Raw genomic sequence first — 20,816 nt, forward strand, 5'->3', positions numbered from 1 at the left:
GCAATGGAGCTAGACGATTACCAAATACAAGCTGCCACTACTAGGCAGCGCTACAATTCTAAAGACCAGGAGAACTACCTACTAGGTTACCTGGGGCTGGCCGGTGAGGCCGGCTCTGTTCTGACAACACTAAAAAAACTGTTGCGGGACGGTGAGGGCTTTGGCAGCTTTTCCACCCGGCTGGCGGAAGAACTCGGTGATGTACTCTGGTACGTGGCGGCTATTGCCTCTCATAACGGGCTGACCTTAGAAGAAATCGCTCAACGAAACCTGTTGAAGGTTACGGATAGGTTTCAAGCAACTGACCTAACAACCCTACCTCGATTCGATGCCGAATACGCTGAGCGTTTTCCAGACACTTTTGTGATAAATTTTGTTGAGGAGCAGCAGGGGCCATTTCTAAACGTAAGCATGTTATGGGAAACTGAGTCGGGCTCTGTGGCACTCGGTGACCCACTAACGGACAATTCCCGGCTTCCTAACTTGTACCGCTACCATGACGTGTTTCATTTAGGACACGTAGCTTTTCTAGGCTGGTCACCAGTAACGCGCCACCTAATGAAGCTCAAACGCAAAAGCGACCTCATCGTGCTGGATGCAGAGGACCGGGGGCGGGCTCAGGTGGCAGAAGAGGCCGTAACGCTCATTATCTATAACTATGCGAAGGGCAACAAGATGCTGCGCAGGAGCGACCGTGTTGATACCGATTTACTCAACATGGTGCAGCAACTAGTAATTGACTTGGAAGTTGCTGCGGTCAGCTCGTACCAGTGGGAACAAACTATACTTTCCTCCTACCAAGTATTCCATCAAGTGGTAGAGCAGAAGGGCGGCCGTGTACTCGTGTCGCCTAAGGAACGAAAGCTTGAATATCTCGGAAAGTAATCATGTATATCAGTCGCAAAAAGCCAGAGAAATCCGTTTTATATGACAGCTACTGGCATTTCGCGGCCAGACGGCAAGAGGTTTTTCTGAAGCGCCTCGAAAATCCGCAAGGACCTTGGACTAATGACCCGATAATAAATGCCTATCGATTCACCAATACTTTTCGCGCACTTGACCGAGTGTCGCAGTATCTCATTGGTGTGCAGGCAGAACAGGAGACTCCCCGCGATATTTTCTTTCATACGATTCTCTTCAAGCTTTTTAATAAGATTGATACTTACCGCTACTTGGAAAGGGCACTGGGACCACTCAGTGCCGAATCGTTTGAAGTGGCCCGCTATGATGAGTTGTTGACATACAGGGTGTCAATGGGGCGCACCATCTACTCAGGGGCGTATATCATGCCATCAGCTGGACGGGCTTACGGCCATAAGTTTAAGCATAGCAACCATTTGGCCCTTCTGGCGCAAATGCTCGATGATCGGTTAGACGAGCGAGTGCAGGCGTGCCACTCGCTGGAAGAAGTATATGCTCTGCTACTAACTTACCCCTCATTGGGCAAGTTCTTGGCTTTCCAGTACGCAATCGATTTAAACTATAGCACGCTGACGGATTTCTCCGAAATGGATTTCGTCGTAGCCGGCCCCGGTGCCATTAATGGCATTAAAAAGTGCTTCTCCTCGCTTGGCGATTACAGCTACGAGGATGTTATCCGGCTAATGGCTGAAGAACAAGAAACCGAGTGTGTACGGCTGGATCTGCCATCGCCAAGTTTGTACGGTAGGCCACTGCAACTTATTGACTGTCAAAACCTGTTCTGCGAAACGGATAAATACCTGCGTGCTACCAACCCGGAGGTAGTCAGTGCTGGCGGCCAAAAGCGGATTAAACAACGCTTTAATGCTAGCACGGAACCGCTCACCTACCTTTTTCCCCCTAAGTGGAACATTAATCAAGCCGCCAATTCTATATGCCAGCAGCAAGCAATCGCCGACATCTTTTCATAAGCCACCATCATCAAGATGACGCGGAGGTAACCAAGCTCACACAGTTGATGTCGGGTAAGGGCTATGACGTGCGCAACAGCTCTGTTCGCATGAAGCCCGAAAATCAGCGCCGAATGGATGAGAAGCGTGTGAGCGAGGAAGCCATCCAACGGATTTTACGTATCAAAATTACGTGGGCCAGTACGGTGGTCGTGCTCATTGGTAAGGACACGCACTCTAGACCCTGGGTTAATTGGGAAATCGACCAAGCCAATGCGCAGGGCAAGCGCATCGTCGGCGTATTCGCACGTGGTGGAACAGAAGCAGATATACCGCCGAGTCTGGAAAAATACAGCTCAGCTATTGTTGGCTGGAACACCAACAGCATTATGGCAGCAATTGACGGTAACAATGAGTTCCAAACGTCGGATGGCACCCCACGCGTACCTCCTACGACGGCCACTTCCTACGCCTGCTAATTGATGGGCCGGTTGTATATCTATGTCGTGGATAGGGACTTGGGATTCGCACCTAATCCATATCACGGCTTCTGCAGCTTGGCTACCTGTAAGCCAAGCATCCGCAACACTGCACAGGTTGGCGATTGGATAGTAGGAGTTGGCGGCGGTCGACTGAAAGCTACTGGCCGGTGTGTATATGCGATGCGGGTGACAGATAAAATCACCTTTAATCAGTATTGGACAGACCCAGCGTATCAGGACAAAAGGCCCGTGCGCAATGGAAGCAAAAAGATGATGCTAGGCGACAATATTTATTTTCTCGATCAGCATCAGCAGTGGCAGCAAGCTCCATCGCATCACAGCAACGTAGATGGTACGATGAATGTGGACAATAAAGACCGCGATACGCAGTCTAGCAACGTGCTACTTTCTACTCACTTTTATTACTTTGGTAGTGCTGCCGTAACCATACCGATATCTTTACTGCAGGGACTAGGATATCAGAATGGTCGGGGACATCGTGTATTTTCACTAGCACAGGGCCGTGAATTGATAGTTTGGCTAGAAAACCATACTGGAGCATTTAACCAAATAGTGGCTGACCCTTTCAATTTTGACAAGAGTGCTGCCCACTATTCTGTGAAAACCAATCGCTTGACTTAGACTATATATTAGTCTATACACCTCGCAGAAAAGGTATGTGACTGCGAAACAGCGATAAATAGGAATATTGACTGCCGAGTATGGCGGGGAATGCCCCGGGCTGCTGGTCGTAGATAACCTTAGCTGCTCCACCGGTTGTAGCCAGCGGCAGCACGGAAACGTTAGGCTGATAGCGCTTAAAGAGTTCGAACTCTTCCTCTACGCCTTCCATCCCGCCAATAAATACGCCCGCATCGAAGATGTGGTCTGTCAGCATCTGTTGCCGCATTAGCGCGAGGCTCTCTTTTTTGTCCTGCGCCCGCTTGGTAACGATGATAGTTTCGAATGCCGAGTTACTCTCAGGAAAACTCCCTTCGAAAAAAGCAGACTGGTAAAGGATAACAGGAGACTGTGTATGAAGGCCGAGCCCCTCTGCAATAATCCGTATCAATGGAGTAATGGCCGGATGGCCACCCCACACCAGCATTGCACTGGGTAATATGAGCGTGGCCAATGCCCGGACAGCTTCCCGGATGGCAATTACATCAGCAGTGCCATGGTAACGCTGGTCGCGCTGCGGGTCTGGCACACTGGCGGAGAGAAAGATCTTTTTCATAGGCTGGTCAACCATTGCTTAATGTGCGCGATGCGGACAGATTTTATGGGCAAGTGCGTATCGAGCCACTGCAAGTGTTCCTGCCAGCGCTTGCGCAGGTTGTTGTCATCGTAAAGAAGCACAGCTCCATCGCTGGTAGAGTCGTGAACCGCTACCAAGAGTTCGCTAAACTCTTGGTAGCGCATTGCTTCTGGTACCCCAACAGTTGGGATAGCAGCAATCTCTTTGTGAGGAGTTTTAATGATCACAAACTGCTGTGGTTGAAGAATTACCTCAATATCCAGTTCACTTGCGCTTAGCTTTAATTCGCCGACAAGATTATAGTACCTAGCGGATAGGGACCTAGCCCGCAATGATTCAGCAAGCTTAGCTATTTCTGCCACGGCATCGTCAGTGAAGGACAATTGTTCGTTAGCATCCGGGGTCACATCTTGGCTGCTCAGATAAAGCCGCTCACAAAGCGAGGTAATAGGGTCAGGTTGGTGGCCCGGCCATATCACCTGAATAATGCCAATAGACATAGCGGAAGCTTTTGCTAACTCCTCGCTCGTCCAGCGGCTTTGTAGATAGCCAGGAGTGTCCAGTAGAATAACCACATCTGTATCGCTCAACTTATGCCAAAGCACTTCTTGGAACGGCTCGCCAGGTCGAATACTGAGCGTATCTAGAAATACATCGAAGCCGCAGCTATCCAGATGTTCGTAAAGCTGAATGGCAGCTACCTTTGATTCTTTTCGCCGGTAGCTGATAAATAACTTTCTAGTACGACGTAGCAAGTTAAGCGTTTCCAGCACGGCGCTGGTAACAGCCGCGACGCCGCCAGAGGCAGTTTGCAATGCGAATCCATTTACTGGGTAAAGGCATTCGGGCACGAGGGTCTGATAGTAGTCTAAGCTATCCACGACCGGAATAATCATAAAGCCTGTATCCACGACCCGTTGAGCCGCTTCAGCTTCAGTTGCTAGAAACCCCGGACTGCCAAAAAAGACGGCGACAAGAGGCGCCGAACTTTGAAAGGACGTTAGGTTATCGGAGTAAAGGATTTTGACGTGCGTTGAAGGGTCAATACCTAATTCACTCACCCGAGTGAGAAAATCCTCTTTGAAGGCAGCCATATCGGCGGAGCTTCGCTCCCCTAATAGCACAAGTTGATAAGGTACAATCTTCATAACGGTACTTATAGCACGGCGTAGTTCGCTGTGACTGCTGTATTCCAAAAGTAATGTGATTAAACTACACGGCAGTTTAATGCTGCGAGAGGATGTTATTGACTTATGAGCGAAAATAGCGGGTATTGAAACGACTCGCCGGGCCTACCCCAGCGACGTGACCGACGACGAATGGATCTTTCTACTGCCATATTTGCTGCTGGTGCGCGAAGACGCGTGATAGCTTCAATACCCACTGCGCGAATTATTTAATGCGTTACGCTACGTGGTGCGTACCGGCTGCACCTGACGGTATTTACCACATGATTTGCCATCCTAGGTCTTGGTTAAAAGGTTGATCCAGAAGTCGCATCTGGCAGTTAGCAGACTCTCCTTGTGTACCGGAAAGCCATCAGAAGCGCCTAAACGGTACTTTGATTGGGTAAACCTGTTCCTGGTACCGCCTTTTAGCCAACTTAGAGATTGAGCTAACGATGAGCTAGCTGGTACCCGAAAAGGGCCGTTTTAGTGCCTCTTTGCCCGATTTTGAAGCTCGCTCATAGGTCAAATGCGACTTTTAAACCAAACTTTTAACCAAGGCTAACTTCGGCTGGCTTGAGCGGCTCGTCGGGGCGATGGAATGGTCATACCGTACGCTCGCTCTTTTAACCTTTGCACCAAATTCTTGTCACGTTTTCTAAACGGTCGTTCAAGAGAGTATGTAGCTTCATTAAGCTATCCCACTGTGGGATGCCACTTTTGCCGCAATCGGTCCACATATTGCTTTGCTTCATTCGCGGTTTCTTGGGCTACCCTCTGACGCCCTTCCCGCGAGGATAACGCAAAGAGTTGTTGAGGAGTACAATTCTCGATCTTGCTAAAGCCTAGTGGATTAATCAAGCCGGCCCACCAGTTGGTGCGCTTGAAACTGCTGTTTAATGTCCGTAAAGAAGCGGCCAGCTCATCAAACTCACTTCGTTTGCATATGCCTCCTTTTCCGGTTTGGTCATAAATGGGGAAACCATAGAAGTAGCCATCACGACTATCATTATCCCACGAGAAGATGACTTTATAACCTTTGTAGGTGAAAAGCAGCCTGTCCTCTGGAAGATCAAGCACCCGTTGAAATGCGTATTTAAATTCCTCGAATAATTCCTTCTGAATTTCGCTTCGTAACTGACTAAAAGCATGGCTAATATGCTGTGCCCCAGCCAAGGTGTCCGGACTGGTTAGTAACAGATGTTTTACTTCTTCCATCATCCTTCTATTAGTGCTTTGGCCGGTTAGACGCTTGATCAGATTAATGTATTGCGTAAGCGTTTCTCGTACGAGCGGCTGCATCGCCGCTTCCTTCCGACAGGCTTCCAACCACGCCACGATATCGACTGCATAGGATAAGGTGTGTACTGCCTCCGGCAACAGGGCACCGCCCGTGCTATGTTCTCCAGGTACAGAGCCATCCAGGGTCAAGTAAATGAGTTTGGCGTCGGGACTATAAGTATGGTAGCGAAGGAGCTGATTCTTCTGGTCGCCGGCGTATATCTTGTTTTCAATGAAGATGGCATGTCCCCCCAGCTGAAATAGACAGATATCGATTCGGCCCCCTTCCAACCCGTCTTCGCTGATGAAGCCAATATGCTTCTCTATTTCGACCGTGGCTGCTCGGGTATTGAAATCTGGAAAGCCTAGCTGCTGCACGAACAAATCCAGAAATGCCCCTTGATGACCGTGACTGCCTTCCGGATTCAAGAGTTCCGCCAGGAAGGCGGAATGGGTGCGCACCTCGGCGGTCTGTAATCCTAAAATGTGAAAAATATTAAACTGCTCTCCGGTAGCCTTTATCTGGTTTTGATAGCGGACTTCGATGGCGGATACTTGGCTTACCAGTGCCTGTAAGGGTAGTCTTTCACGCATAAGATTTCAACAAGGGATCCAGCGTTACTCGACGATAAGTAGCCGAATAGCTGGGACAAGATACAGGGACTTGAGGAGAGGCGCTTGGGGAATCAGTTCCTTACTGCTTAGGTGCTGTAGCTGCCGAGATCCCGAGCACCAGCCGGCGCACGCCGGCGGCGGTGAAGTGGCACCCGCGGCGGGTGCGGTAACCGGAGGCCGTAAGCTGGGCGGCAATGCGCCGATAGTCCCACTGCAGGCTGCGGTAGAGCCGGGCCAGCTCAGTGGCTTGGCGGTTAGCCAGGCTGGCCTGGGCATTCAGCTGGCGTTGCTGCTGTCCCTTGACCCGCGCCTCAGCCGTCAGGTTGGCCGGGGTCCCGAGCTGAAAGCCCCGCGCTTTCTTAGCCGCCAGCGCATCCTTCGTGCGGATTGAAATGGCCTTGGCTTCTTTCTCGGCGACGGCCCCGAGTACGTGAATCGTAAACTCATCGGCGGCGGGCATATCGACTGCCTTGAAGCGCACCCGGCTTTCCATCAGGGCCGTGAGGAAGGCTAGGTTGCGGGCCAGGCGGTCGAGCTTGGCCACCAGTAGCACGGCCCCTGCCTCTTTGGCTGCCTGCATCGCCGCCACCAATTGGGGCCGGGCATTTTTGCGGCCACTCTCGATTTCGATAAACTCCGCCACGATCTGCTCGCCGAAGGAGAGGAAGGTGCGCACGGCTGCCTGCTGGGCTTCGAGGCCGAGACCGGACTGGCCCTGGCGGGCAGTACTCACGCGGTAGTAGGCAACGTAGTCGGGCATGGGCAGCAGTGGTGAGGGTAGACCCAAAACTACCCGATTTCGTGGTTTGTATCGTTACAGAAACGGGGCATTTATATAAAGATACAAAGTGCCCTAAACTGTCCAGCCTAATCGGACTACCTCACACTTTGCTGTGTACCTTATGCTATTACTCCCTATTTATTGGATAAACATAGCTAGCCTGTATCTTCGGTGGCCTTTTTACGCCGCTACCCTATGCTATCAAAAACTACCCTGTCTGAGCGTGACATCTGTACCAAATACATAACTCCAGCCATTGAAAACGCGGGCTGGAACAAGTTCAGTCAGTTTCTGGAAGAGGTGTCTTTTACGGATGGTAAAATCTATGTGAAGGGCAAGCTCACAGCTCGCGGTAAGCAGAAGCGGGCCGACTACATCTTGTACTATAAGCCTAACATTCCGATTGCCATCATTGAGGCCAAGGATAACAAGCATTCAGTAGGAGCTGGGATGATGCAGGGGCTGGAGTATGCCCGCATCCTGGATATTCCCTTCGTATTCAGCTCTAATGGTGACGGGTTTCTTTTCCACGACCGCACAGCAGAAAACGGTATAATAGAAACGGAGTTGGCTTTGGAGGATTTTCCGTCCCCGGCCGTGCTCTGGGCCCGATATAAGCAGGTCAAAGGCCTGACCTCGCCAGTGGCTACCAAGCTGGCCGAGCAGGAATACTACCTCGATGGCTCCGGCCGTCGGCCGCGCTACTATCAGCAGATTGCCATCAACCGCACCGTAGAAGCCATTGCCAAAGGTCAGAACCGCATTCTGCTGGTAATGGCCACAGGGACAGGCAAAACCTACACGGCCTTCCAGATTGTGCATCGGCTGTGGAAGTCCGGGGTGAAGAAGCGGATTCTGTTTCTGGCTGACCGCAACGCACTGATCGATCAGACCCGCAAGGGTGACTTCAAGCACTTCAAAGACAAGATGCACATCGTAGAGAAGCATCAGGTAGAGAAGAGCTACGAAATCTACCTGGCCCTCTATCAGGGTCTGACTGGCACGGAAGCAGAGCGCAATATCTACAAGCAATTTTCTCCCGAGTTCTTCGACCTAATTGTGGTGGACGAGTGCCACCGTGGCAGCGCCCGCGACGACAGCAACTGGCGCGAGATTCTGCAATACTTCCACAAAGCCACCCAGATTGGCCTGACTGCTACGCCCCGCGAAACCACCGAAATCAGCAACAGCGAGTATTTCGGGGAGCCGCTCTATACCTACTCCCTAAAGCAGGGCATCAACGACGGCTTTCTGGCTCCTTACCGCGTAGTCCGCATCGGCACCAACATCGACCTGGACGGCTGGCGGCCCGAAGCCGGACAAACCGACATTCACGGCCGGCCGCTGGAAGACCGGGTATATACCACCCGCGACTTCGACCGTACCGTCGTTATCAAGGAGCGGACCGAGCTGGTCGCCCGCAAAATCACGGAGTTTCTGAAGGGACATAATCGCCTGGCCAAGACCATTGTGTTCTGCGTGGACATTGACCATGCCGAGCGGATGCGCAGTGCCCTGGCTAACGAGAGCCCCGACCTGGTAAAGGCTGATTACCGCTACGTGATGCGCATCACCGGCGACAACGACCTGGGCAAGATGCAGCTCGAAAACTTCATCAACCCCGAGGAGAAGTATCCCGTCATTGCCACTACCTCCGAGCTGATGACTACGGGTGTGGATGCCCAGACCTGCGAGGTAATCGTGCTGGACAACAACATCAACTCGATGACCAAGTTCAAGCAGATCATCGGCCGCGGCACCCGCATCAATGAGGAATATGGCAAGCTGTTCTTTACCATTCTCGACTTCCGACAGGCTACCAATCTCTTCGCAGACTCTGAATTTGATGGTGACCCGACGCGGGTGAAGGAAGTAGGCGAAAAAGACGACTTAGGGGTAATTGAGGACGAAGAAGAGCAAGCCACGGATGATGACCAGCCCATCTTGGACGACGTAACCGGGCAACCTGTAGAGTTTTCTACCCCCGAGCCACCGGTACCGGTAGTGGGTGAGCCTAAAATCCGCTACCCGCAGGGCGGCGGGCAGGGTGGCACTGGCGGCGACAAGCGCCAAAAATTCTACGTGAACGGGGTGGACGTAACGATTCTGCTGGAGCGGGAGCTGATATTCGATGAGCACGGCAAGCCCGTCACTATCAAGCTCACCGACTATGCTCGCCAGAAAGTGCAGGAGCACTTCGCTACCCTCGATGAGTTTCTGACTACCTGGCAAACCTCCGACCGCAAGGCCGCCATTCTGCAGGAACTTCAGGACCAGGGCGTGCCCGTGGAACAGCTTAAGGATGCCGTGGGCCGCGACGTGGACCTGTTCGACCTGCTTTGCCACGTGGCCTTCGACCAGCCGCCGCTTACCCGCCGCGAGCGGGCCAACAACGTGCGCAAGCGCAATTACTTCACCAAGTATGGAGCCCAGGCCCGCAGCGTACTCGAAGCTTTAACGGATAAGTACGCCGACCACGGTCTCGACGAGCTCGACAGCCTGGACCTGCTCAGCGCCCCGCCCTTTACCGGCATCGGCTCCCGCCTCGAAATCGTGCAGCAGTTCGGGGGCAAGCCCCAGTACCTGAAAGCCGTGCAGGAGCTGGAAACTGAACTCTACCGTACGGCCTGATGCTGCCTCCTACTTCGCCGCGCTACCAGTTAGGTACGCTCAAAACCGTGCCCCTGCGCACTATGTGGCCGCACGAGGCCCTCGACTTTACCCAGTGGCTGGGCCAGCACGAAAACCTGGCTCTGCTGTGTGAAGAGCTGGAAATATCGGTCGAGAACATTCGCATGGAAGTGGCCTCCGGACGCTACAATGCCGACATTGTGGCGGAGCTGAGTGGTAGCAAGAAGGTAGTCATTATTGAAAACCAGCTCGAAACTACCGACCATAAGCACCTGGGCCAGCTGCTGACCTATGCCTCGGCGCACGATGCCAGCGTGATTATCTGGAATGTAAGCGACTATACCGAGGAGCACCGCCAGGCCATCGACTGGTTCAACCAGCACATGCCCGAGAGCATCTCCTTTTTCCTGGTGAAAGTGGAGCTCTGGCAAATCGGCGACTCCCTGCCCGCGCCCAAGTTCAACATCATCTGTCAGCCCAATAACTGGGCAAAGACGGTGGTGCAGGCCAGCCGGGAAGAAGGCTCCGGGCCCTCTGACCTGAAGCTGCTGCAGCAACGCTTCTGGAACGGGTTCAAAGAGTGGACCCAGCAGCAGCGGCCCCAGTCGCAGCTGCGTCTGGGGCGCACGCCCCGCCCCCAGCACTGGTACACCATTTCCTTTGGCACTAGTAAGGCTACCATTTCACTGACCACCAACTCCCGCGAGCGACGCATTGGCTGCGAGCTGTACATCCGGGAAGATGCCGCGTTGTACGACCGGCTGGCCGCCGACCGCGCCGCCATTGACCAGGCCCTGGGCGACCAGCCCGAATGGATGGATCTGCCCGACAGCGTCGCTTTTCGCATCGTGAAATACCACGCCTGCTCCCCGCTGGATGAAACCCAGTGGCCTACCTATTTTGCCTGGCTGCACACCCAGGCCGAAATTTTTCAGCGGACCTTCCGCAACCGCTTCTAATAGCTTACCCCTCGAATGTCGAATCTTTCTTCCCTCTATAAGTCCATTGAGAAAATCATGTGGACCGATACCGGCCTCAACGGCGATGCGCAGCGTATCGAGCAGTTCGCCTGGATGCTGTTTTTTAAAATCTTCTCTGACAAGGACAAGGAGCTGGAGGTCATGGACGACACCTACCAGTCGCCGATACCAGCCCAGTACCGCTGGGACGCCTGGGCTGGCAACGACGAGGGCATGACCGGCGACGAGCTGCTAGCCTTCATCGACCGGGAGCTGTTCCCGACCCTGCGCAACCTGAGCTTTACCTCAGGCAACCGCCGTGCCTTGATTGTGCGCGAGGTGTTTGAGGGCAACAACAACTACATGAAGAGCGGCACCAACCTGCGTAAGGTGCTCAACAAGCTCAACGAAATCGACTTCAACCGCGCCAAGGACCGCCACGCCTTCGGCGACATCTACGAAAGCATCCTCAAGGGCCTGCAAAGCGCGGGCAAGAGCGGCGAGTTCTACACGCCCCGGGCCGTGACGCAGTTTATCTGCGATACGCTGGCCCCCAAGCTGGGCGAAACCGTTCTGGACCCGGCCTGCGGCACCGGTGGCTTCCTGACGGCGGCCGTGGAAACCCTCAAGGCCCAGACCAAAACCGTGGCCGACCAGCAGGAGCTGCAAAAGGTGAAAGGCTGGGAGTACAAGCCCCTGCCGTTTTTGCTGGCTACTACCAACCTGATTCTGCACGACGTGGAGGTGCCCAACATCACCTTCCGCGACGTGCTTGACCAGCCTCTGAGCGCCTATTCCCAGAAAGACCGCGTAGACGTGGTGCTGGCCAACCCGCCCTTCGGCGGCGTGGTAGCCAACGGCAATGAAACCAACTTTCCGGCCACCTTCCGCACCAAGGAATCGGCCGACCTGTTTCTGGTGCTCATCATGCACCTACTCAAAGACGGTGGCCGGGCCGGTGTGGTGCTGCCCGACGGCTCGCTCACGGGCGAAGGCGTGAAGCAGCGGGTGCGCCAGAAGCTGCTCGAAGACTGCAACCTGCACACCATCGTGCGCCTGCCTAACTCCGTGTTTCAGCCCTACGCCACAGTAGCTACCAACCTACTGTTCTTCACCAAGGGCACCCCCACCAAGGAAATCTGGTACTACCAGCACCGCCTGCCCGAGGGCCAGAAAGCCTACTCCAAAACCAAGACCATCCGCCGTGAGGAATTCCAGCCCATTGAGGACTGGTGGCACAACCGCCAGGAAAGCGAAGTAGCCTGGCGCGTCCCAGTCCAGACGATTATTGACAATGGGTATGACTTGGACATCAAGAACCCAAGCGCACGACCGGATGAAATTGAAGAATCATCCATCAAGATTTTGGAGCGTATTGACGACGAGCAAAATCAAATCCATGCCATTGTCGCTCAGTTGAAAGAGCTTATTTACGAAGTATGAAGTACCGGCTAGGAGATATTTGCACCATCGCAAAAGGGGCAACTGGCATCATGAAAGCCGTGCCGGGACCATATCCAATGGTAACGCTGGCTGAAGAGCGTAAGCAGCATAATGAATACCAGTTCGATGCGGCAGCGGTAATTGTACCACTCATTTCAAGTACTGGTCATGGTCATGCCAGCATCAAGCGAATTCATTATCAAGAGGGAAAGTTTGCACTAGGTACTATTCTGTGCGCGGTGATTCCGAAAGATGAATCACTGCTCAATCCTCGTTATCTATTCGTGTATTTGCAGCAGTTCAAGGACTCTGTGTTAGTGCCGCTAATGAAAGGGGCTGCTAATGTGAGCTTACCTCTAAATAAGCTGGCAGCTTTGGAAATCGAAGTGCCTGCATTGGCAAAACAGCAGGAGGTAATTGAGTTAGCAGAAGTACTAACGGGCCATAAAGATGATTTGGAAGTCTTACTTGATGCTCAGGAGGCCGACACTGTAAAACTCCGTCAAGCCCTGCTCCGCGAGGCCATGCAGGGCCAGCTGCTCCCCCAAGACCCCACCGACGAACCCGCCGCCGTGCTGCTGAAGAAGCTGCAAGCGGCCAAAGCAGCTTCGGGGAAAGCTGGTAAGGGTAAGGCTGGGGCGTTGTTTGCGGAAGAAGCGCAGGCGGTGGAAGGGCCTTACGCTTTGCCTGAAAAATGGACGTGGTGCAAGCTCGGGGAACTCGTTGAGCGTTCAGATTCTGGTTGGAGTCCAGCCTGCGCCAACTATCCAGCAGCCGAAGGAGTGTGGGGAGTACTTAGGACTACTTCTGTTCAAAAGCTCCAATTTCTAGCGGAAGAGAACAAACAACTGCCTGCAGCTTTAACGCCTAGACCTCAATATGAAGTACAGGCTGGCGATATTCTGATAACTAGAGCAGGTCCCAAAAACCGTGTGGGTGTATGCTGTGTGGTGGATGAGGTGCGTCCAAAACTCATGATTTCGGATAAACTTATTCGGCTTCATCTGCATGAGAAACAGGCTTACCCTAAATTCATTGCACTAGCGCTAAATATTGGTGTTTCAGCTCAGTTTTTAGAAGATGTTAAAACTGGCATGGCTGATAGCCAAGTCAATATTTCTCAGGATAATCTGCGTGCAACTATTATCCCCCTGCCCCCCCTAACCGAGCAGCACCGCATTGTGGCGAAGCTGGAGCAGCTCTTGCAGCACTGCGACGCGCTGGAGCAGCGGATACGGGAGAGCCGTCGCCTGGCTGAGCAGCTGCTACAAACGGCCCTGCGCGAGGCTCTATCAGCACCGGAGGCAGTGAATGACCTTGCTCTCACTGCTAAGCTTGGCCATCAGTTGACATTGCTATAAAGAGGCAGCCTAGATAGTTCCCAATCAATCATTAAATAATTAACGCAATGGCTAGAGGCTTATTTGGGGGAATGACTGACTACAGACATCAATCCTTCCCCGATCTTATCGAAGATTTAAATAAGACCCAGGAATTTTTAAAAGGCGAAGTAGCTGCCATACAGGCTAGGATCGACACACTCCAGAAAAATGGTTACTGGAATAGACGCGTCCCTACGGATTTTAAAAGTATAGTCGGCTATTCTATAAAGCACTACCAGACTGCTGGTTTGGAATTAAGTGAAATAGCTGCCGAAGCTCAGCTTTTGGTTGAACAGCATCATTGCAGGAGGCTCACCGAAATTAGCAATGTTGCCGACGAAATAAACCGCCGGATAGGGAAGTATTGGGCCAATGATTATAGGGGTCAGGATTATGGCAACGAGGATTTCAAGTTGGTGGAAAGAATCTATGAGGATACCAGAGATACTTCCGTCAATTTACTAGACCTGTCCAATGCGTCAACCCGATTACAGCATTTTGTTGGTCGCAAGGCAACGCACAAGTCTGTGAACAAAACCAAGGTATTATTCTTGGCAGCTTCTCCCTCTGATGAAGACCAACTTAGAGTAGGTGCTGAGTCTCGTAAAATCGAGGATGCATTACTAGCTTCCAGTTTTAGAGATCTTTTCGAGCTACGTACGAAACACGCAGTAACGCTATCTACCCTGACCCAAGCCATGCTTGACTTTAGGCCGGATATTGTTCATTTCTCCGGTCACGGCAGTGAAGGTGGAATTGTGTTGGAAGATGAACAGGGAAACAGTGTATTATTTCCGGCAGGCGGACTTAAAAAATTATTCTCTCTCTTCAAAGAAGATGTGAAGTGTGTCCTGCTAAATGCCTGCTATTCCGAAACACAGGCAACAGCTATTTCTACCGATGGAATTCATGTAATAGGAATGAATGACAGTGTTAATGATGATGCAGCAATCAGTTTTGCTGTGGGTTTCTATCAGGCATTAGGTGCTGGGCGGCCCGTAGATTTTGCATTTGAGATGGGCATGGTTCAGATAGCTCCATTTACAGATAATGCTGATACGCCAACTTTGTGGAAGGACGGAGTTGAAGTAAAATAAAGCTATGACACTCTTTGAGCGATTATACCGCTACCGCGAAAAGGAGGGCAAGCACGAGCGCGAAAACTACCTTACGGAATTGCTGGCTGCCGTTCTGGAGAGAAACCCCGCCTTATGTCTTCGCCTCTGTGAGTACGCTGGGCTATCGGTCCCGGCCAATACCAAGTTCAGCATCCGGACACAAGTAAGTTATGTTGAAGGGCAGCCTGATATTGTGTTGGAATCTGCTGCCAATGGTGTCTTTCTGCTTATCGAGTGCAAGCTGGAGGCCGGGGAAGGCCACGAGCAGCTAAAGCGCTATCAGCGCATCTTGGTAAGCTCTAGCGCGCAGCACAAACGAATCATTTTCCTTACCAAGTACTTCGAGTCCCCCAATGATACGTCCGTCAGCTGCCTGCGCTGGTATCAGCTATTCAGCTTCCTGGCCCCCCTTCCCGCCGGTGACTTGCTAACCGCATTTACCCAGTACCTTACCCTTCATCAGCTACACAAGCCCATGAATTTCCTGCCCGCCGACCTCGTTGCCCTGGAGCAAATCCAGTCCACTATTGCCAAAATGGACGAGGTGCTGAGCCCACTGGAATGGCTGTTTCGTGAGTACCTGGGTGGGACCGGACAATATACCAAAACCCGCACTGCTAAGCTGGCAGAAGGGTGGTATGGCTATTGGCGCTACATCGGCTCCTCCCGGTTTAGTGCCGGCTTCCAGTTTGCTGCCGGCGAAATGCCGTGGTGTTTTATTGAGGTAGAAAGCTGGAACTGCGCCGCTGAGCCTACCGCCACCGGCCCCAATGCCAACAAGGTTCAGCAAGCCCTACGCGAAAGCTGGGGCATATCGGCTGAAAAGCTTACCTACCTATCGATAACCAAAGCCGTAACTTCCTTTACCTCCAACGAAGATGATGGGGTAGTTGCCATGCGGGAATGGTTCAAGACCCACTTCGAGCAAATGAATGCCGTATTGAAACAGCATGAATACTTCTGGAAAGGCGTACCCGAAGCAGTAATACCACTGGAGGGTGATCCAGCGCTTCTGCAATAAGCAAATCCTCTGACTCTGCTACCAAGTCAAATGGTCTGCACATATGAGTAAAGCTCTTCTGCTGTCCGTAAACCCCGTAGTTTCGCCCTATGCTAAAACGCCTCCACGTCCGCAACTTCACCGTCTTCGCCGATGCCGAATTCAATTTCAGCTCGGGACTGAATGTCATTGTGGGGACTAACGGTACAGGCAAGAGCCATGTGTTGAAGCTGGGGTACGCGGTGGAGGCAGCTTCAGCCTTAATGAGTACAATTAGAGAGAAGGGTATGGAAGGAAGCGTGGGAAATTTCACGTGGGATTTCACCCTTACACATTATTTAGCGGATGTCTTCAGAACGGACAATAAATTAAAAAGCTTAGTGCGCCGAGAGTCTACTCAAGCTGATTCTAGTGTGAAGCTTGAGATGTCAGCAGGTGTTCACGATATAATTGAATTTAAATTTCCATTTCAAGCAGCTTCGGAATACGTAGACGTTGAGCTAATTCATGTTACTCCGCCAGAGAGCATAACGCTTGCTCCTGTGTTCTTGCCGGCTAAAGAAGTGTTATCATTGTTTCCTGGTTTAGGTAGCCTATATAAAAGGTATGAGTTACCTATTGATCGGGCTTTTGCAGATCTAGTAGATCAACTAAATGTGCCTTTGCTAAGGAATCCTGAGGCAGGTGTAGCAGCAGTTATAAACGCTCTTGAGCGTGTAATGAAGGGTAGAATTAAAGTAGAAAATGGACGATTTTATTTATATCCTGATAAGGGTGAGCGATTTGAAATAGATTTGGTAGCTGAGGGGGTAAGAAAGCTAGCTGCACTTGCTTATTTATTAGGCAATGGTAGTTTATCGGCAGGCGTTACTCTTTATTGGGATGAGCCAGAAGCTAATCTTAACGCTGCTCTAATACGGGAAGTAGCTCGCCTGCTGACGCTGCTAGCAGATCAGGGCTTCCAAATTATTATCGCTACCCACAGTCTATTCCTGCTCAAGGAACTGCACATCCTTAGCCACCGTGCCCAGGCTAAGCCGGTACGCTACTTCGGCCTGTTCGTCGGCCCCAAGGGCGAGACCCAGGTTGAAGCCACCGACGACTTCGAGTTGCTCCAGCACATCACCGCCCTGGATGCCGAGCTGACCCAGACCTTCGACTACGAGGAAACATTAGACCAGGCCAACGACGATGCCGACAATACAAGAGGGTAATCTGATTTTCGATTTCCCCGCGGCTGATTCCTGGTTTGCCTTCAAGTACGACGAAGACACGCCGCCCGGCTACTACCGACAGCGCATCGACCGGATCGACGGCCTGAAAGGTGTAGACATCATCGCCGGCCAGCGCCCCGCTTTCGATACCCTCACTCTAATTGAAATCAAGGACTTCCGACTGGACTCCAAAGGGCTCAAGGAGAAAGTAGAATCCGGCGAAATCCCCCTGGAGATTCTCCAAAAGGCCCTCAACACTTGTAGCGCTCTTTACCTAGGGGCTCGCGCCCACGACGCGCTGCTGGATGCTGGCCTGAGGGCTGCTGTTCTCAGGCCTTGTAGCGAAATCAGGCTAGTCTTTTTCCTACAGGAAGCTCCACTACCGTATTCTCCTATCATCAGCGACCGGCTCAAGAAAGAGCACAACCACCGTGTCAAGCGCCAACTTATGGAGAAGAAGATGCGGGAGAAGCTCAAGCCCCTCGGCATCGACTGCCGCCTGGCCGAGCTAGGCCAACTGCCCCGCGGCTGCGGCTGGACGGTTACAGAAGCGTCATAATCTTATCAGTTACAAAAATCGGTAAACCAGATCAAGCTTACGCCGCGAAACTCAAATACAACCACCATATGCAAGGCAGTATTCTAATCGGTTCAGCTTACAGATATACATGGTGCCGCCTTTACGCAAGCTTGCTAGCAACCTGTCTAGTTTGAAGGTTTCTTCCTGAAAAATTGTCTCACACTCTGCTCTAGTTAGGGTATCTAGTTGCTAGCCAAAATTTTAATGGGCGAATTGAGACGTGGGCATAGCTAATATTCGGCAGCAAAGTACAAGTTTCTTATCCTACAAGCACCCTTCACTGTACTCTGCTACCTGAACAAGTTTACTGAACCCATTTTGCCAGTTCCGTGAGTTATCTGCTCTTATCATTCACTACCTGACTTGTACAAGAAAACGAGTAGATTTTAGGACAAGACGGGGGTGGTAAAGTAGTAGGCGATGCTTATTTGGAAGTATGTTCCAAAAGACGTTCGTATAGGTGAATGCAGCAACACGGCCCTGTGCAAAAATGGCAACCCAAGTATTAATACACGGCTTGTCGCTACCAAGCAGTGATCGAAAACACTGCTTGGTAGCGACAAGCCGTGCAATACGCTCAGGTGGAAAACTCCTTCTCGAGCGGGTTTCGCAATTGGCCATTGAGCGCCTGACCATTGTCAAACTGGCAAAAAAGGGCGGCTCATGCCGCAGCTATGGTCCAAATCAGGTCGGCCGCGGGTACTCGAACTGGATGAAACGTGTACTAACGTCGGCAGTAAAAAGCGCAAAGTCTGGCTCTGACTAGCGGTGAAACGCCACATAAGGGACTTCACCTGGATCTAAAGACAGCGGCTAAACCACAGCATCGTTGAGGCTTCAGCTGCATCTTGCGCCAGAAATGTGCCGTGTTCGTGTGCAAAATATTTTCCTTCAGTCGCTTATTGGCTATGCATCACATGGACATTCAATTCGTCATTAAAGAGTATAATCAACTGTTAATTACTGTAGCTTAGTATTATCTCCAATCCCAATCTGGATTATCTTTTATTTTTTGCATAATTTGACCACATTCAAGCACTTCTTCATTAAACACGGCTAAATTTTTTTGTTATTTCTACAAAGATTAGTAAGTATAATTTTGGCATTATTGAGGGTTTGAAAATGAATTTCAATAAATGAATCGTAATGTTCTATAATTTCTAAATTTTCTGATTCAAACCACTATGATATACTATCATTTTGTTTAATATTTTCATGAAATCTAATCCATATAACCCCATCATAATTAGACAAGATATAACGTCCTGATTCATAATGATCCTTATCAATACAATCAGAACTATACCCCAAATCTGAACTTAGTTGTTCAATATTAATGGGATCTTTAAAAGCCAACAAGAAGTTTTGCATAAGTTTAATAATTAAGGGTTTAATACATCAATAAGTAATTGTTTGTCTTTTGTAACAAGAAGTTCTCTACTTTGAGCGCTTTTTACAACAGAAGGTTTTAATTTGGGTCCATATCCTATAACCGGCTTACTAGTGGTTTGTTCTGTTCTTAAAATTTGATCTACTAAGCCATTCCCTACTGATTTAACCTGTATTACAGCATTACTCGTTTCTATATCATAATCAGTTGCTATTTGACCATTAGGTCGATACACACTTCTGTTAACACTGATGACATGACCCGGGTAGGCTGCCTCAATTTCATTAGCCAATTCAGCTACATATGGGTCGTTAGAAGTGAACGCTCTGAGGTGGTCGGGTAAAAACAGACAGTGGCAAGTCTTATCTTCCACTGCTCATACCCAACAAAACACTTCCAAGCGGCTCGCCGCTGACCCGCAAGAAATATACGTCGGCCTTTAAAGCCGAATGCGTGCGCCAAGTGGCCGCTGGGGCCCGGCAAACCGATGTGGCCCGCCCTTAGGGTCTGTCGCCCGCCTTGCTCGGCCGCTGGCAACGTCAGGCTGTGCCGAGCAGCGCGGAGCGTGACGAGATTAAGCGCTTGCGCGCTGAGCTCAAACGCGTGGAACAGGAGCGCGATATGTTAAAAAAAGTCGTGACCATCTTTGCACAACCGCCTCCGTCATGAGCCGTTACCAGTTCATCGAGCAGGTTGCGGCCGCCGAGCTGGTACAGGTGCTCTGCCGCGTGCTACACGTCAGCCCGGCCGGCTATTATCAGTGGCGGAGCCGGGTAGCGCGCCCAATGCCCGCTTGGGAGCCTGCGGCCACCGCCGCCTTTTCGCGTCACGCCCAGCGCTACGGCACTCGACGTCTGCGGGCAGAATTGCAGGCGGAAGGGTACAATGTTGGACGCTATGCCCTGCGTACTTGGCTGCGTCGCCGCAGCTTGCACGCGCTCAGCACGCGGCTGCAACGCCCGCGTACCACTGTGGCCAACCCAGCGACCGTCGTGGCCGAAAGCCTACTCCTCGGCCAGCCCGCGTCCACGGCCCCGAACCGGGTCTGGGTCGGCGACATTGCCTATCTGCCGCTCATCGGTGGGCGCTGGTGTTATCTGGCCACGTGGCGCGATACCTACTCGCGGCGCGTGGTCGGTTGGCACCTCGACCAGCACATGCCCACCGAACTGGTGCTCATGGCCCTGGAGCAGGCCCTGACGCTACGCCAACCGGCTCCTGGCCTAATTAATCACGCCGACTGCAGCAGTCAATATACCAGCGCGGCTTGCAGAGCGCGCATCGAAAAAGCCCACGCGCTGGCTAGCTATAGCCGGCCGGGCAACCCGTACGATAACGCGCAGGCCGAGGCCGGGTGGAGCACGCTTAAAACGGAATTGCTACCCCACGGCGGCGCGTTTGCCAGCCTCGAAGAGGCCCGCTTGGAGGTAGCCTACTACCTCGACACTTACTTCAATCTTGACCGCCGCCACTCCGCCTTAGGCTACTATTCACCGCATCAATTCGAACGCGACTTCCAAACCAGCTTATCTTAGCGCACTGTCCGTTTTTACTGGACCACCCCAATTACCTATTTCAATGACATCCTGATTTTCTGCCTAAAGAACATCTTCTGGCTCAGCTACACCCGGGCCAACCTGATTCT

18 protein-coding genes and 1 pseudogene are annotated in these 20,816 nt (G+C 51.7%); 13 read left to right on the plus strand and 6 right to left on the minus strand.

Annotated features, from left to right (window positions below; all coding sequences use genetic code 11):
- Positions 1-3: 3 nt before the first annotated feature.
- The 4 genes from MWH26_RS04700 to MWH26_RS04715 are packed head-to-tail and all read left to right on the plus strand — an operon-like array spanning position 4 to position 2,995.
- Positions 4-885 carry a nucleoside triphosphate pyrophosphohydrolase family protein gene (locus MWH26_RS04700; RefSeq protein WP_247976250.1) on the plus strand — a complete coding sequence of 294 codons (882 nt, stop codon included), beginning with the start codon at positions 4-6 and terminating at the stop codon, positions 883-885.
- A 2-nt stretch (positions 886-887) separates the two neighbouring features.
- Entirely contained in the window at positions 888-1,892 is a 1,005-nt protein-coding gene (locus MWH26_RS04705) for a nucleotide kinase domain-containing protein (protein WP_247976251.1), read from the plus strand.
- 47 nt (positions 1,893-1,939) lie between these two features.
- Complete coding sequence (locus MWH26_RS04710) at positions 1,940-2,350, plus strand: TIR domain-containing protein (protein ID WP_247977059.1); 411 nt, start codon at positions 1,940-1,942, stop codon at positions 2,348-2,350.
- 3 nt (positions 2,351-2,353) lie between these two features.
- The gene (locus MWH26_RS04715) at positions 2,354-2,995 is read left to right on the plus strand and encodes an Nmad2 family putative nucleotide modification protein (protein ID WP_247976252.1); all 642 of its coding nucleotides are present in this window, start codon (positions 2,354-2,356) and stop codon (positions 2,993-2,995) included.
- Positions 2,996-3,008: 13 nt separating this feature from the next.
- Here MWH26_RS04715 and thcA read toward each other — a convergent pair whose 3' ends face one another.
- The 4 genes from thcA to MWH26_RS04735 all read right to left on the minus strand — a co-directional run bounded on the left by thcA (position 3,009) and on the right by MWH26_RS04735 (position 7,433).
- Entirely contained in the window at positions 3,009-3,590 is a 582-nt protein-coding gene (gene thcA / locus MWH26_RS04720; RefSeq protein WP_247976253.1) for a Thoeris type III anti-phage system protein ThcA, read from the minus strand.
- Positions 3,587-4,759 (minus strand): Thoeris type III anti-phage system protein ThcB4, encoded by a 1,173-nt coding sequence (gene thcB4, locus MWH26_RS04725; RefSeq protein WP_247976254.1) that lies wholly within the window; start codon positions 4,757-4,759, stop codon positions 3,587-3,589. Before thcB4 ends, thcA begins: the two co-directional genes overlap by 4 nt.
- Before the next feature lie 714 nt (positions 4,760-5,473).
- Positions 5,474-6,652, minus strand: coding sequence for a PDDEXK-like family protein (locus MWH26_RS04730; protein ID WP_247976255.1), 1,179 nt, complete (start codon positions 6,650-6,652; stop codon positions 5,474-5,476).
- Between the two features lie 100 nt (positions 6,653-6,752).
- Complete coding sequence (locus MWH26_RS04735; RefSeq protein ID WP_247976256.1) at positions 6,753-7,433, minus strand: recombinase family protein; 681 nt, start codon at positions 7,431-7,433, stop codon at positions 6,753-6,755.
- Between the two features lie 216 nt (positions 7,434-7,649).
- Here MWH26_RS04735 and hsdR point away from each other — a divergent pair, with 216 nt between their 5' ends.
- The 8 genes from hsdR (at position 7,650) to MWH26_RS04775 (ending at position 17,760) form a co-directional block, all read left to right on the plus strand.
- Complete coding sequence (gene hsdR, locus MWH26_RS04740; RefSeq protein WP_247976257.1) at positions 7,650-10,085, plus strand: EcoAI/FtnUII family type I restriction enzme subunit R; 2,436 nt, start codon at positions 7,650-7,652, stop codon at positions 10,083-10,085.
- Positions 10,085-11,044, plus strand: coding sequence for a DUF4268 domain-containing protein (locus tag MWH26_RS04745; protein WP_247976258.1), 960 nt, complete (start codon positions 10,085-10,087; stop codon positions 11,042-11,044). The genes hsdR and MWH26_RS04745 overlap by 1 nt, the downstream gene beginning before the upstream one ends.
- 15 nt (positions 11,045-11,059) lie before the next feature.
- Positions 11,060-12,487: a class I SAM-dependent DNA methyltransferase gene (locus MWH26_RS04750; RefSeq protein ID WP_247976259.1), complete on the plus strand. Its 1,428-nt coding sequence runs from the start codon at positions 11,060-11,062 to the stop codon at positions 12,485-12,487.
- Positions 12,484-13,848: a restriction endonuclease subunit S gene (locus MWH26_RS04755; protein ID WP_247976260.1), complete on the plus strand. Its 1,365-nt coding sequence runs from the start codon at positions 12,484-12,486 to the stop codon at positions 13,846-13,848. The genes MWH26_RS04750 and MWH26_RS04755 overlap by 4 nt, the downstream gene beginning before the upstream one ends.
- A gap of 71 nt (positions 13,849-13,919) precedes the next feature.
- Complete coding sequence (locus MWH26_RS04760) at positions 13,920-14,966, plus strand: CHAT domain-containing protein (protein ID WP_247976261.1); 1,047 nt, start codon at positions 13,920-13,922, stop codon at positions 14,964-14,966.
- A gap of 4 nt (positions 14,967-14,970) precedes the next feature.
- Positions 14,971-16,008, plus strand: coding sequence for a PD-(D/E)XK nuclease family protein (locus tag MWH26_RS04765; protein WP_247976262.1), 1,038 nt, complete (start codon positions 14,971-14,973; stop codon positions 16,006-16,008).
- Between the two features lie 89 nt (positions 16,009-16,097).
- Positions 16,098-17,201 (plus strand): AAA family ATPase, encoded by a 1,104-nt coding sequence (locus tag MWH26_RS04770; RefSeq protein WP_247976263.1) that lies wholly within the window; start codon positions 16,098-16,100, stop codon positions 17,199-17,201.
- Positions 17,179-17,760 (plus strand): hypothetical protein, encoded by a 582-nt coding sequence (locus MWH26_RS04775; protein ID WP_247976264.1) that lies wholly within the window; start codon positions 17,179-17,181, stop codon positions 17,758-17,760. Before MWH26_RS04770 ends, MWH26_RS04775 begins: the two co-directional genes overlap by 23 nt.
- A gap of 1,203 nt (positions 17,761-18,963) precedes the next feature.
- Here the strand turns inward: MWH26_RS04775 and MWH26_RS04780 are convergent.
- Positions 18,964-19,152, minus strand: a complete 189-nt coding sequence (locus MWH26_RS04780) for a hypothetical protein (protein WP_247976265.1) — start codon at positions 19,150-19,152, stop codon at positions 18,964-18,966.
- Positions 19,153-19,163: 11 nt separating this feature from the next.
- Positions 19,164-19,544: a hypothetical protein gene (locus MWH26_RS04785; RefSeq protein WP_247976266.1), complete on the minus strand. Its 381-nt coding sequence runs from the start codon at positions 19,542-19,544 to the stop codon at positions 19,164-19,166.
- Between the two features lie 259 nt (positions 19,545-19,803).
- On the opposite strand from MWH26_RS04785, the pseudogene MWH26_RS04790 reads away from it, so the two are divergent.
- A pseudogene (locus tag MWH26_RS04790) lies at positions 19,804-20,706 on the plus strand (IS3 family transposase); the annotation flags it as partial.
- Positions 20,707-20,816: the final 110 nt, after the last annotated feature.

Source organism: Hymenobacter sublimis, from assembly GCF_023101345.1.
GTDB classification, from domain to species: Bacteria; Bacteroidota; Bacteroidia; order Cytophagales; family Hymenobacteraceae; genus Hymenobacter; species Hymenobacter sublimis.